We start from the raw sequence: 13,341 nt of genomic DNA on the forward strand, positions 1-13,341 counted from the left end.
GTCTTCCCCGTCGGGGTCGAGCACCGCGCGTAGGTAGCGGCCGGCTTTGGCCACCTCCGCCGCCCCGGCCTTGCCCGCCAGCTCCAGCAGGATCGGCTCGGCCAGGGCGGCGTGCTCGTCACTCAACTGGGCGGTGGCCGTGCAGATCGCCTCCACCACCCCCGCCGCCAACCCACCCTCAGCGAACTTCTCCCGCACCCGGGGCAGACGCGCCAACTCCACCGCCAGCGTGAGCAGGCGGCCCGCCCCCGCGACGCTCATTCCCGCGGCGGCGCGCAGCCAACTACGGGTGGAGGCATGCCCATGCCGCTTGGCCTGCCCCGCACCATGCACCCGCCCCACCCGATCCGCCAACGCGGAGGTGATCCGATCCCGCGCGAACAGCAAATCCTCAGCCTCAGCAAGACAGATGCCCGCATCGTCCGGCAACGGCGCCAACGCCAACGCCTGCGCCGACTCCCGAAGAGAACCCACCAACACCCACGACGACCGGCCCCGACCCGCACCGGCTTCACAACCACCGGCACTATCGGCGCTCGCGTTGTCGCCGGCGTCCTGACTCGCGTCCTGTGGCAGCTCGGGGTCGGTGATCGGGAAATGCTCACGGGCGAGCGAACCTTCGGACAACCACAGAGGGGAATCGGTGGTCAGCCGATCCCACCAGTCCCCGTCGACATCATTCGAACGACGAAGGTGCTCGGGATCAGAGTCGAACAGATCCATCACACCCCCTCAATTGATTCGAAAACCTGTATGAATTCTTTCACTGCTCGTCACTCTCAGCAACCGCCAGAAGCTAATAGTTGGAGCAGCAGGTCAACCCGAAAAAAGGGGCAATAACGGCGCCACTGAGAAAAACGCCGAAGGCGCTACTCAGAAAGCGGCGACGGCGCGTTCGACGGCTTGCAGGGCACGGTCGAGCAGGGTGACGCGGTCGGCGATCACGTCCTGCATGGGATCGCCGGCGCGGATCCTGTCGATGCTGGCGATGTACACGGCGCGATAGGCGGCGACCACCAGGGCGGCCGCGAGCCTCGGAGCCGGGTCGGCGGGGTCGCTTCCGGCCGCCTCGGCAAGAAGGCCGGCGAGCACGCTCTCGAACTCCTCGACCAGTTCCCTCGTCCGGGCCCTGAGCGCGGGCGAGTCCAGGATCACCTGCCAGAACACCTCGTATCCGGGGGCGATCCCGCCGAGCGGGTGGCCTTCCCTGAGCATGCGGAGGAACAGCAGGCGCAGCGCGACGAGAGGGCTCTCCCCCTCGGCTCGCTCACGTACGGCCCGGGTGACCAGCTCGACCGCCTCGGGGTAGCGGTCGAGGAACAGGTCCTCCTTGCGGGGGAAGTAGTTGAAGACGGTCTTGGTCGAGACTCCGGCCGCTTCGGCGACCTCGGCGACCGTGACGTCGTCGAACCCGCGCTGCATGAACAGGCCCGAGGCCACGTCCGAGATGAGCTGGCGAGTCTGCCGCTTCTTCCGCTCCCGCAGCCCCAAGGTCTCCGTCACCCGCCTCATTCTAGTTGCTAAAAACTTATAGTGACAGTAAGTTTATAGCAACGGTAACTACGGGGAGGACGAATGTCGTACGACGTGGTTGTGGCCGGCGGAGGGCCGGTCGGCCTGATGCTGGCCTGCGAGCTGCGGCTGGGCGGGGCGTCGGTCGTGGTGCTCGAACGGCTGACCGGGATCGACCCGACGCTCAAAGCGGGCTCACTCAACACGCCCAGCGTGGAGGCGCTCTACCGGCGGGGCCTGCTGCCCGCGCTGCAGGAGGTGCAGGAGCGGGCGATGGAGCTCGTGAAGGCCTTCATGCGCGGGCATGCCTCCGCCGAAGGGCCGCGCCGGACTCCGCCCAGGTTCGCCGGCCACTTCGCCGGGATGATGCTGAGCGCCGATCTGCTGGACGCCGACGACCCTGACCTGTCCGGGCGGGGACCGGCCACCGAGATCGGCCTGGTGCCCCAGCAGCAGCTCGAAGAGATCCTCGCCGTACGCGCGGCCGAGCTGGGAGTCGAGGTGCGGCGCGGTGTGGAGGTGACGGGCTTCACCGACGACGGCGAGCAGGTCACGGTCACCACGACCGGCGGCCCGGTGCACGGCCGCTGGCTGGTGGGCTGCGACGGCGGCAGGAGCACGGTGCGCAAGCTGGCCGGCTTCGAGTTCCCCGGGACGGACCCGGAGATCACCGCTTACCAGGCCGTCGCGGAGATGGAGGGCACCGATCACCTCGGCATGGGCTGGCAGGCCACACCCACCGGGGTCTACTCCTACGGGCCGGTGCCCGGGCGCATCCTCGTCGCGCGCTTCGACGGCGGCGCGCCCGGCAGGGCCGACAAGACCACGCCGGTGACGACGGAGGAGCTGCAGGAGGCGGTCAGGTACGTCACGGGCTCCGACGTGGTCGTCAAGGAGATCACATCGGTCACTCGGTTCACGGACAACGCGCGGCAGGCGGCGACCTACCGGATCGGCCGGGTGCTGCTGGCCGGCGACGCCGCGCACGTCCACTCGCCCTTCGGCGGCCAGGGGCTGAACCTGGGGCTGGGCGACGCCGTGAACCTCGGCTGGAAGCTCGCGGCGGTCGTACGCGGACAGGCGCCGGAAGGGCTCCTCGACACCTATACGCGGGAGCGGCACCCGATCGGCGCCTGGGTGCTCGACTGGACGCGTGCCCAGATCGCCCTGATGCGTCCCGACGCCCACGCGCGAGCGGCGCGGGCGGTGGTCGCCGACCTGATCGGGACGGTCACCGGCACCACCTACTTCGTGAAGAAGATCTCCGGCGTCTGGCAGCGGTACGACATGCCCGGCGGCAGCGGCCACACGTTGGTGGGACGCAGCGTGCCGGACTACGAGTTCGAGGACGGCTCACGGCTCGCCGACCACCTCCACGACGGTCGCGGCCTGCTCGTCCGCCAGAGCGGATCCGGACTCGACGGCACGGCGGTGGACGGCTACGGAGACCGGGTCGCCACCGTCACTACGGCGATACGCGACCCGCACGCTCCCGGCGCGCTCCTCGTCCGCCCGGACGGCGTCGTCGCGTGGGCGGAGGACCCGGAAACCACCGATTCCGAGGGCCTCGCGAACGCGCTGGGGACCTGGTTCGGCACGCCCGCGGACGTCCCCGCCGCCCTCCGCTGAACCGTTCGCCGGACATCGTGGATCTTTGGCCAAATCTTTACCCTGGCCGCCCGCCGCACGGCACCCGAATCAACGCTCTGACCTGCGGTTTCTCCTCCGAGCACACCCCTTAACCCATACCCCGCCAAGATGTCTCGTGTCATTTGGTATCAGCCGTGGTCAGCAGCCCCCATCATGTGCTCATGCCCGCTTTTGTCACCCTGTCCGGGCGCTCCGTGCGCCTGGAACCGCTCAGCCTCGCGGCGCTCGACGACCTCGTCGCCGCGGCGAGTGAAGACCGTTCGACATACGCCTTCACTCGCGTTCCCGCTGGCCGGGATGAGATGGTCTCCTACGTGGAGGCCGCCTTGGCTGAGCAGGCGGAGGGCCGCACGCTGCCCTTCGCCATCCGGTGGCTGCACACCGACCGCGTGGTCGGTGCCACCCGTCTGATGAACCTGGAGTACTGGCAGGGCCCGATGCCCTGGCCGCCGGGGACGAAGGGCGCGGTGGGCGAGGTCCCGTCCGTCGCGGACATCGGGTACACCTGGCTCGCCGCGTCGGCCCAGGGCACCGGTGTCAACCGGGAGAGCAAGTATCTGATGCTCTCCCTGGCCTTCGAGACCTGGCAGGTTCACCGGATCACCCTCAAGGCAGACGTACGCAACACCCGATCCCGGGTCGCCATCGAGGCCCTCGGCGCACACCTCGACGGTGTGCGACGAGCGGACAGCCGAGGCGCCGACGACACGGTCCGAGATACCGCCTACTACTCGATCCTGAGTCCCGAGTGGCCCGCCGTACGCGATCGTCTCCGCGTGCGGCTGGGCCTCCTGGAAACGGCATCGGAAGCAGCGTGATCACCCAATAGAGAAGAGCGGCCCGTCCCGGAAGGGACGGGCCGCGTCATGCGAGGGGTGCCGGTTGGCGGACGGTCATCAGGCGTCGTAGCCGAAGTCGTCCTCGTAGGCGTTGTAGATGTCGTGCCAGGAGCCGCAGTTGACCGGGAAGCTGCTGTGCAGACCGATCTGGCAGACCTTCGCCTGGACCTGGGCGACGTCGTAGCGCCAGAAGTTGATCTGCTTGTAGCCGCCGGCGCCGCAGTACTTGTACGACTTGATGGTGGAGGACCAGTCGTCCTCGTCGTCGTCCCAGGACGACACGCGGAACTTGATGTACGCGCACTTGCCGCCCTGGCCGTAGGTGCGGTGGTCGTTGTCGTACAGCTTGCCGGTGACGTGGACCCGGTTCGACTCCTCGTCGTCGTAGTTCACGTCGACGTAGCCCCTGGCCTTGGCGAGGTGGTTGGACGACCAGTAGGTGCCCCACCAGCCGTCGTAGTCCCAGTCGTCGTGGTGCGAGGCGGAGGCGGCGGAGGCGGGGGCGGCGGAGGCGGCGGTCGCGAGGGCCGGCAGCCCGAGGGCGGCGACGGCGGTGGCTGCGGCGAGACCGAGGGTGATGGAGCGTCGCATTTCGGTTCTCCTGTTCGAGGACGATCCCCCGATGCGGGGTGCTGTCGGGGTTGCACCTCAGTGATAGGCCCGCCCGCCTGCAACCTGCTTTCAGCGCCCTCACCGTGGTTTGCAGGCTGCTTTCAAGCACCTGAACGCACACTGAACCGGCACGCTCGGTCCTACTGCCGCAGCGAGACACGATCTATCATTTGGTAGGAAAACTTGCCATTGGGAGACAGGTCACATGCCTGATCACGCCGCCGCGGACGGCCTGCGCTTTGCCGTGCTGGGACCCGTCCTGGCGTGGTGTGACGGCATCGAGCTCGACCTCGGCACGCCCTTGCAACGCTCCATTCTCGCGATGCTCCTGCTCAGGCAGGGACACGCGGTCACTCCGGACGAGATGATCGACGGCGTGTGGGGCGCGGACGCGCCGCCGCGCGCGCTCGGCGCGCTGCGCACCTACGTCTCCCGCCTGCGCACCGTCCTGGAGCCTGACCGTTCCCCGAGGACCCCGCCGCGGCTGCTGACCTCCGTGGGGCGGGGATACGCGCTGCGGCTCGACCCCGCCCGCTTCGACCTCGCCGTCTTCGAGCGCGAGAGCGCCGCCGCCGAGTCCGACCGCCGTACGGGCCGGGCCGGGGAGGCCGCCCGGCGGCTGCGCGGGGCCCTGCGCCTGTGGGCGGGCGAGCCGCTGGCCGGCGCGGTCGGCCCGTACGCCGAGCACCAGCGCGACCGGCTGGCCGAGCGCCGGATGAGCGCGGTCGAGACGCTCATGGAGCTCGACCTGGAGCTGGGCCGGCACGCGGAGATCGTCTCCGAGCTGGTCGCGCTCGCCGCGGAACACCCGCTGCGCGAGCGGTTGCGCGCCCAGCTCATGCTGGCCTACTACCGCTGCGGCAGGCAGGCCGAGGCGCTGTCGGTCTTCACCGAGACCCGGCACGCGCTCGTCGAGGAGCTCGGCATCGAGCCCGGGGCCGAGCTGGCCGACCTGCACCGGCGGATCCTCGCCGCCGACCCCTCCCTCGCCCCCACGCCCCCTCCCGTACGGCTCTCGCAGCAGGATGTCCACGATGACGCCGCGACGGCCGAGACCGGCCCGGTGATCGAGATGCCGAGACCGGCGCAGCTCCCGGCGGCCGTGCCCGACTTCACCGGACGTACCGGCCTGGTGCAGAGGCTGCTCGCGCTGCTCCGTGGGGAAGGAGCGGGAGAGGGCGTGCCGATCGCGGCGATGTCGGGCATCGGCGGCGTGGGCAAGACGACCCTGGCCGTCCATGTGGCCCACCTCGCCTGGGACCTGTTCCCCGACGGGCAGCTCTACGCCGACCTGCGGGGATACGGCGCCGAGCCCACCGCGCCCGAGACGGCGCTGGTCGCGTTCCTGCGCGCCCTCGGCATTCCGATGGACGTCATCCCCGACGGTCTGGCCGAGCGCTCCGCGCTGTTCCGTTCGCTGCTCGCCGACCGCAGGATGCTGGTGCTGCTCGACAACGCGCGCGACGCCGAGCAGGTCGAGCATCTGCTGCCCGGCTCGGCCGGCTGCGCCGCGATCATCACCAGCCGGGGCAAGCTGGCCGACCTGCCCGCGGCCCGGCTCGTCGACCTCGACGTGATGGAGCCCGAGGAGGCGCTGTCGCTGCTCGCGGCGGTCGCGGGACCCGAGAGGGTGGCGGCGGAACGGGCCGCCGCCATGGACGTGGTCGCCGCCTGCGGTTTCCTGCCGCTGGCCGTGCGGATCGTCGCAGCCAGGCTCGCCTCCCGCCCGTCGTGGACGGTGGCCTCGCTCGTCCCCCGGCTCGCCGACGAGCGCCGCCGCCTCGACGAGATGAAGATCGGCAACCTGGCGGTCTCGGCCACGTTCGCCCTCGGGTACGGCCAGCTCGACGCCCGGCAGGCGCGGGCGTTCCGGCTGCTGTCGCTGCCGGCGGGCTCGGGCATCTCGGTCTTCGCGGCGGCGGCCGTGCTCGACCTCACCCCGGCCGAGGCCGAGGACGTCATCGAGTCGCTGGTCGACGCCAGCCTGCTGGAGGCGCCCGCCCCGGGCCGCTACCGCTTCCACGACCTGCTCAAGCTGTTCGCCCGGCGGCAGGCGGAGGACGCCGAGGATCCCGCGGCCCGCGCGCTCGCCCTGCGGCGGCTGCTGGGCTTCTACCTGGCGTCGGCGGGCGCGGCGCACCGGCTGGCGTACGAGGGCAGCGCGATCGCCGACAACCTCACCGACCTCGGTGTGCGCGGCCATTCCTTCTCCTCGGCCGACGAGGCCGTGGCCTGGTTGTCGGCGGAGTCCGAGGACATGTTCGGCGCAGTCGCGCAGGCGGCCGTGGCTCAGGACGCTTCGGGCGAGGACCTGCTCGCGGCGGCCGACCTGCTGCTGGCGATGGAGCCGCTGCTGGAGTCGGGCACCAACCAGCGGGACTTCGAGCAGCGCACCTCGGCCCTGCTGACGGCGACCCGCAGGGCCGGCGAGCGGCGCGGCGAGTTGCGCTGCCGCTACGTGCTGGGCCGGGTGCTGTTCGGCGCGAACCGGCTCGCCGACGCCGAGGCCCATTTCCTCGCCGCGCGGACGCTCGGCGAGGAGACCGGCGACCACATCGTGCTGGGCGAGACGTGCAACGCGCTGGCGGTCGTCGCCGGACGGCGGCGCCGCCACACCGAGGCGCTCGAATGGTTCGACCGGGCGACGGCGGTCCACAGGGAGACGGGCAACCCCGCGGGCGAGGCGCTGGCGTCGTGCTACTCCGCCCGCGACCACCTGGGCCTCGGGCGGCCGGACGACGCCATCGCCGCGGCCGAGCGCGGGCTGGCGGTCTTCTCCGAGATCGGCAGCGGCGCGGGGGTGGCCCGCGCCCGCTACCACCTCGGCAACGTGCTGTCCTATGTCGGGCGGCTCAACGAGGCCGTCGTCCACCACGCCGAGTGCCTGGCCTTCTTCCGCGCGAGCAACCAGCGAGTCTGGGAGCAGCGGGTCTGCTACCGGCTCGCCGCCACCTTCATCGCGGCCGGGCGGTTCGCCGAGGCCGCCCGGCACGCCGAGCAGGCGCTGACCGTGAGCCGCGAGATCACCCACCCGTACGGCGAGGCGCAGTCACTGGCCGCCCTCGGCAAGGCCCTCGCGGGTCTCGGGGAGGCCGGCCGGGGCAGGCAGGCCCTGGTCAAGGCCCTCGACATCTTCACCCGGCTCGGCTCGCCCGAGGCCGACGACATCCGCACGCTCCTGCGCGAACAGGTCGAGACCTGAGTCGAGCCGCAGGTCGTCGTCGAGCCGGCTCATCCGGACGTGGTTGATCACATCGACCGCCGTTCTTCGCTTGCGGGGGCTGGAACCGCCCGGCCGGCCGCCCGTCGCCACTGGGGCGCGCAGGGGCCCGGATCCTTCCGGTGCGCCCTGTGGCGACTCGCCGCCTCACGATGACGACCGGCCGGGCTTTCGCGCGGGCTCCGAACCCCCCCGAAGTCCACGCAGGACCACTGTCGCCCGGGCCGTTCAAACTCCGATCAACGGAGGCTTGCAACCGTCAGGAAACCGTCCGCGATCAGGGGGCGCAGCACCGCGGGAGCGTCGCGGAGCACCGCGGCAGGGTCCTCATCGGTCAGCTCGGCGATCGCGGCGAGCAGCGGGCGCGTGGGCAGATCGCCGTCGCACACCCCCGCCAGGGCCGCCTCCACCGTCCCCACGGCGGCCGTACGGCGCGCGCCCCGGGTCTGCCGCAGGGCGATGCGGGAGGGGTCGTCGGCGCCGGGCGGGCCGACGCGCTCCTCCACGACGCCCTCGGCCACCTTCAGACGCGCGTCGAGCAGGTCCTCGTCGGACAGCTCGTGGGCGGCGCGCGCCGCGCGCAGGACCTCCTCGACCAGCGCGCCGGACGGGGGCTCGACCGGCTGCGTCATCTCCTCCACCCGCACGAGCGGGCTCAGCGAGCCGGAATCGTGCAGGGCGATCCAGCCGAAGCCGACGCCGGTCACGTCCATCGACTCGAACCAGCCGAGCCACTCGTCGTAACGCTCCCGGTAGGCCGAGGTGCCGTGCTCCGCGGAGTCCCGTAGCCACAGCTCGACGTACTCGGCCGGGTCCTGCACGTCGCGCTGCACGGCCCAGCCGTCGCAGCCGGTCTCGGCGAGCCAGCCGCCCACCCTGTCCTGCCAGTCCTCGCCCTTGACGTGCAGCCAGTTGGCGAGGAAGCGCGCCTGGCCGCCCTGGGCGAGGTGCCGGGGCGTGCGCCGTACGAGGTCGCGGCAGAACTCGTCGCCGCGCCGCCCGGCCTCCCGGTAGGTGTATCTGGCCTCGGGCGCGATGACGAACGGCGGGTTGGACACCACGAGGTCGAAGCGCTCACCGTCCACCGGGTCGTACATGGAGCCCTCGCGCGCCTCGGCGCCGGTCACGCCGGACAGGCCCCAGCTGAGGCGGGCCAGCCGCAGGGCCCTGCGGTTCACGTCGGTCGCGACGACGTGCTCCGCCCTGGGCGCGAGGTGCAGCACCTGCACGCCGCAGCCGGTGCCGAGGTCGAGCGCCCGGCCGACCGGGGCGGTCCAGCCGAGCTGGGCGAGGTTGGCCGAGGCGCCGCCCGCTCCCACCACGTGGTCGGGCCGCAGGGAGGGGTCGCCGGGCCGCACCTTGCGGTCGGACACCACGTACGCCGGGTCGCCCGTCCCGGTGTCCCAGGGCTGGAGGTGCACGGTGGCCTGTACGGAGTCGCCCAGGCGCACCAGCAGCCCGGCCTCGATGAGGTCCTGCAGCGGGAGGTCGGCGGCGGCCATGCTGACCGGGGCGCCCAGCCACCACAGTCGGATCAGCGTGGCGAGGGGGTCGGCGTCCCTGGTGGCGCGCAGCGCGGGCACGATCTCCTCACGGGCCAGGGCGGAGGCGGCCATGTCGCCCAGCCGCTCACGCACGCCGTCGATCGTGTAACCGGCCTCCACGAATCTGTCGCGAAGCCGCCGGACCAGGTCAGAAGGGGCGTCCACGCCTCGAATCTATCGCGGGGCTACGGCATCTTGAGGCTGTTCCAGGCGGCCTCGCCCAGCTCGCGGATCTCCTCGTCGGTGGGCTGGTGGGCGCCGGTGAACCACAGGCGGCACATCTCCTGCGCGGGGCCGAGCCACAGCACGTAGCACATGGTGGCGGGGACGGGGCGGAGCACGCCGTCCTTCATGTGCGGCCGCCACCAGTCGGCGACCTGCCGGAAGAACTCGCGCCTCGACTCGGCGACCTCAGGCCCGCCGGGCTCGTTGCGCCGGGGCGGGCGCTCGCTGATCAGCAGGCGGGCGCGCTCGGGGTGCTCGCCGCACCAGGCCATGTGCATCGCGACGATGGCCTCGATGCCGGCGCGGGCGTCCTCGTGGCGGACGAGCTCACCGACGAATGCGTCCTGGTACATGTCCAGGATCTCGGCGTAGAGCACGCCGAAGACGTGTTCCTTGCTCGTGAAGTGGTGGTAGAAGCTGCCGACGCTGACGCCGCTCTCCTGCCGGAGGCTGGCCAGGGTGGTGGCCGACACCCCGCTCTGGCTGAACCTGCGCAGGGCGCCCTCGATGATCCTGGCCCTGCCGTCTCGCCCGCTCTTCGCGTTCTTCACATAGTCAATGGTGAACCAACAGAACCTTGTTCTGCAAATGCGAGGTCGGCTTTGATCTCGACGGATGTGCCCTGTGTGTCGATTGTGGCAGAGGGCCAGGCCCTTCGCACCATGGACAGGACCCGCCGGTTCTCGGTCATGACGTCCATGCCGACGACGACCGCGCCGCGTACGGACGCCCGCCGCAGGAGGGTGCGTACGAGCCGCGAGCCCACACCGAGGTTCTGCCACCGGTCGTCCACCACGACCGCGATCTCCGCCTCGCCCTCCGCCAGGTGGCTCATGGCGTGCCCGATCACGGCGTCGCCGTGCATCGCGAGCAGCGCGTCCCGCCTGTCGTCGCGCGCGATCATGGCGCGGATCAGGCTCGCGCTCGGCCGGCCCGGGCCGACGAAGAAGCGGTTCGTCAGCGTGTCCCGAGACAGGCCTTCCACGAAGAGCCGCACCCGCTCCTCGTCGTCGCCGGGACGCGCCGCACGGATGTCCACAAGGGGCCTCACCTGAGTTCCCAACATGGACTCAGCCTCTCGCGGGCGCTCTGAGTCTGTCAAGTAGACTTAGATGCCGGGAGGATGTTGTGGTTACGATGCGCGACATGCGGCGTTATCGGGTGGACAACTGCTCCATCGAGCGAACCCTCGCCGTGCTCGGCGAGAAGTGGACGTTCCTGGTCCTTCGGGAGGCGTTCAACGGCGTCCGGAGGTTCGCCGACCTTCAGACGCGCACCGGCGCGCCCCGGCAGGTGCTGAGCGCGCGGCTGTCCCGGCTCGTGGACGAGGGCCTGCTGCGCAAGGTGCCCTACCAGGAGCCCGGCCAGCGCCAGCGCGACGAGTACCGGCTCACCCAGAAGGGCCTCGACCTCTACCCGATCATGATCGCGCTCATGCACTGGGGCGACCGCTATGTGGCCGATCCCGAGGGAGCGCCGGTCGTGGTGACCCACCGCGACTGCGGCGCGCCCGTCGCACTGCACCTGGTGTGCGAGGAGGGCCACGAGGTCGGCGGCCCGCGCGAGGTGACCCCCCGCCCCGGCCCCGGCCTCCGCCTCGGCACCCCGGCCTGACCGTGTTGACTTTCCGGGCGCCGCCCGGGGGGCGGACCGGTCATGGCGCTGCCTAGGCTGGTGGCGTGTACCGGTTCCTCCTCTCGCGCCGCTGGGTCGGGCTGCACCTGCTCGTGCTCGTGCTGATCCCCGCCTTCTTCTTCCTGGGCAGGTGGCAGTGGGGGCGGTTCGAGGAGCGGTCGGCCGACAGCGCGAGGATCACCGCCAACCTCGCCGCCGCGCCCGTGCCGCTCGACCGGCTGGACCGGACCGGAGCGTCCGTGCCGGAGAGGGACAGGTATCGCCTCGTCACCGCCACCGGACGGTACGACCCCGCCCACGAGCTCGTGGTGCGCAGGCGCACCCTCAACAGCCGCGTCGGGTTCTACGTGGTCACGCCGCTCGTCACGCCGCAGGGCGCCGTGCTGGTGAACCGGGGCTGGGTCCCGGCCGGCGCGACCGCGGACGCCCCGCCGCAGGTGCCCGCCCCGCCCACGGGAGAGGTGACGGTCACCGGACGGCTCCGCCCGGCGGAGACGCAGGACAACACCGGCATCAGGAACAGGTCCGGGCTGCCGTCCGGCCAGATCCTGCTGATCGACACGTCCCGGATCGCCGAGGGCCTGCCGTACGCGGTCTTCGGCGGGTTCGTGGAGCTGACCGCCCAGCAGCCGCAGGGCGGTCCCGCGCCCGAGCTCCTGCCCCCGCCCGACGTGGGCGCCGGAGGCGGGCTCAACCTGGCGTACGCCGTGCAGTGGTGGCTGTTCATCGGGATCGCGGTGGGCGGCTGGGTGCTGCTGGTGCGTCGGGAGGCGCGCGACCTCCGGACGGAGCAGGCGTCACAGGCCGTGACCGTACGCGCCGCAAGGTGAGCGAACGGATACCAACCGGAGACCTCGCAGCTTGTACGGTGTTATCCCTTGGCCCTACCGTTTACTACCGTGACTACGCCGCTGCATCCCGACCCAGAGCCGAGGCGGCGGGACTACGTGATCATCTCGGTCGATGATCACCTGATCGAGCCGGCCGATCTCTTCGAGGACCGCATTCCCGAGAAGTACAAGGATCTCGCGCCCAAGGTCGTGGAGACCGACTCGGGCCACCAGGTCTGGCGGTACAGCGGCGCAACCTATCCCTGCGCGGGGCTGGACGTGGGCGCGGGCCTGCCCAAGGAGCAGTGGACGCTCGATCCCGTCCGTTTCGAGGACATGCGGCCGGGCTGCTACGACATCGAGGCCCGGATCGGCGACATGGACCGGGCCGGGATCTGGGCGGCGCTGTGTTTCCCCGGCATGCTGGCGAGCCAGGCGGGGGTGGCGTTCGGCCGCACCCGCGACCAGGACCTCGGGCTCGCGCTCGTACGCGCCTGGAACGACTGGCACGTCGACGTGTGGGCCGGCACCTACCCCGAGCGCATGATCGCGCTCCAGCTTCCCTGGCTCCCCGACCCCGAGATCGCGGCGAAGGAGATCAGGGCCAACGCGTCACGCGGTTTCAAGGCCGTCGTGTTCCCCGAGTTCCCCACCCGGCTGCGGCTGCCGTCCATCCACAGCCGCCACTGGGACCCGTTCTTCGCCGCCTGCGAGGAGACCGGGACGGTCGTGTGCCTGCACACCGGCGCGTCCTCCTGGGCGCCGGTGCCCTCACCCGACACCCCGGTCGAGGCGATCACCACGCTGATCCCGGCGAGCGCGATGTTCGCCTGCGCCGACTGGCTGTGGTCAGGGGTGGCGCTGCGCTTCCCCAAGCTGCGCATCCTCATCGTGGAGGGCGGCGTCGGGTGGCTGCCGATGCTGGCCGAGCGCGCCGACTACGCGCTCGATCACCCCGTGGCCGGCGAGCCGAGCTGGGAGGGCGGCCTCAAGCCCAGCGAGGTGCTGCGGCGCAACTTCTTCTTCGGCACGCTCGACGACAGCGCGCTGAGCTCGGTGCGGCTCGCCGTTGGCATGGAGCGCGTGCTGCTGGAGGCCGGCTACCCGCGCGCGGAGTCCACCTGGCCCGACACCCAGCGGGCCGTGGCCCGCAACCTCGGCAGCCTGCCGCCCGCCGACATCGCCAGGGTCTCGTACGGCAACGCCGCCCGCCTGTTCGGCCACCCCCTGCCCTCGCGGGCCTGGCTGCGGCAGGAGCAGCTCTAGACCCGCTC

12 protein-coding genes are annotated in these 13,341 nt (G+C 71.5%); 6 read left to right on the forward strand and 6 right to left on the reverse strand.

Annotated elements, in window-relative coordinates; all coding sequences use genetic code 11:
* Window positions 1-723, reverse strand: a 723-nt coding sequence (locus FLW16_RS32880; protein WP_142564051.1) for a DUF222 domain-containing protein, incomplete at its 3' end; no start/stop codon positions are given.
* 150 nt (window positions 724-873) lie between these two features.
* Window positions 874-1,503: a TetR/AcrR family transcriptional regulator gene (locus FLW16_RS32885; protein ID WP_221891407.1), complete on the reverse strand. Its 630-nt coding sequence runs from the start codon at window positions 1,501-1,503 to the stop codon at window positions 874-876.
* Window positions 1,504-1,575: 72 nt separating this feature from the next.
* On the opposite strand from FLW16_RS32885, the gene FLW16_RS32890 reads away from it, so the two are divergent.
* A complete protein-coding gene (locus tag FLW16_RS32890; protein WP_142564055.1) occupies window positions 1,576-3,141 on the forward strand; it encodes an FAD-dependent oxidoreductase in 1,566 nt (521 codons plus the stop codon).
* 182 nt (window positions 3,142-3,323) lie between these two features.
* Window positions 3,324-3,980 (forward strand): GNAT family N-acetyltransferase, encoded by a 657-nt coding sequence (locus FLW16_RS32895; protein ID WP_142564057.1) that lies wholly within the window; start codon window positions 3,324-3,326, stop codon window positions 3,978-3,980.
* A gap of 78 nt (window positions 3,981-4,058) precedes the next feature.
* Here FLW16_RS32895 and FLW16_RS44050 read toward each other — a convergent pair whose 3' ends face one another.
* Window positions 4,059-4,592: a hypothetical protein gene (locus FLW16_RS44050; protein ID WP_185949700.1), complete on the reverse strand. Its 534-nt coding sequence runs from the start codon at window positions 4,590-4,592 to the stop codon at window positions 4,059-4,061.
* A 226-nt stretch (window positions 4,593-4,818) separates the two neighbouring features.
* Here FLW16_RS44050 and FLW16_RS32910 point away from each other — a divergent pair, with 226 nt between their 5' ends.
* The gene (locus tag FLW16_RS32910) at window positions 4,819-7,815 is read left to right on the forward strand and encodes an AfsR/SARP family transcriptional regulator (RefSeq protein ID WP_142564060.1); all 2,997 of its coding nucleotides are present in this window, start codon (window positions 4,819-4,821) and stop codon (window positions 7,813-7,815) included.
* Between the two features lie 257 nt (window positions 7,816-8,072).
* Here FLW16_RS32910 and FLW16_RS32915 read toward each other — a convergent pair whose 3' ends face one another.
* From FLW16_RS32915 to FLW16_RS32925, 3 genes are read right to left on the reverse strand one after another with little or no spacing between them, the layout of a single operon-like run.
* Window positions 8,073-9,551 (reverse strand): methyltransferase, encoded by a 1,479-nt coding sequence (locus FLW16_RS32915; protein WP_396686883.1) that lies wholly within the window; start codon window positions 9,549-9,551, stop codon window positions 8,073-8,075.
* A gap of 11 nt (window positions 9,552-9,562) precedes the next feature.
* Window positions 9,563-10,153 carry a TetR/AcrR family transcriptional regulator gene (locus tag FLW16_RS32920; protein WP_142564063.1) on the reverse strand — a complete coding sequence of 197 codons (591 nt, stop codon included), beginning with the start codon at window positions 10,151-10,153 and terminating at the stop codon, window positions 9,563-9,565.
* A complete protein-coding gene (locus FLW16_RS32925) occupies window positions 10,150-10,653 on the reverse strand; it encodes a GNAT family N-acetyltransferase (protein ID WP_260615829.1) in 504 nt (167 codons plus the stop codon). The genes FLW16_RS32920 and FLW16_RS32925 overlap by 4 nt, the downstream gene beginning before the upstream one ends.
* A gap of 95 nt (window positions 10,654-10,748) precedes the next feature.
* Between FLW16_RS32925 and FLW16_RS32930 the strand changes: the two genes are divergently transcribed.
* From FLW16_RS32930 to FLW16_RS32940, 3 genes are all read left to right on the forward strand, one after another.
* Window positions 10,749-11,216, forward strand: coding sequence for a helix-turn-helix domain-containing protein (locus tag FLW16_RS32930; protein WP_221891408.1), 468 nt, complete (start codon window positions 10,749-10,751; stop codon window positions 11,214-11,216).
* A 65-nt stretch (window positions 11,217-11,281) separates the two neighbouring features.
* Entirely contained in the window at window positions 11,282-12,067 is a 786-nt protein-coding gene (locus tag FLW16_RS32935) for an SURF1 family protein (RefSeq protein ID WP_142564067.1), read from the forward strand.
* A 69-nt stretch (window positions 12,068-12,136) separates the two neighbouring features.
* On the forward strand, window positions 12,137-13,333 hold the full coding sequence (locus FLW16_RS32940; RefSeq protein WP_142564068.1) for an amidohydrolase family protein: 1,197 nt from the start codon (window positions 12,137-12,139) through the stop codon (window positions 13,331-13,333).
* Window positions 13,334-13,341 lie beyond the last annotated feature (8 nt).

Source organism: Microbispora sp. KK1-11 (assembly GCF_006874435.1).
Classification (GTDB): Bacteria; Actinomycetota; Actinomycetes; order Streptosporangiales; family Streptosporangiaceae; genus Microbispora; species Microbispora catharanthi.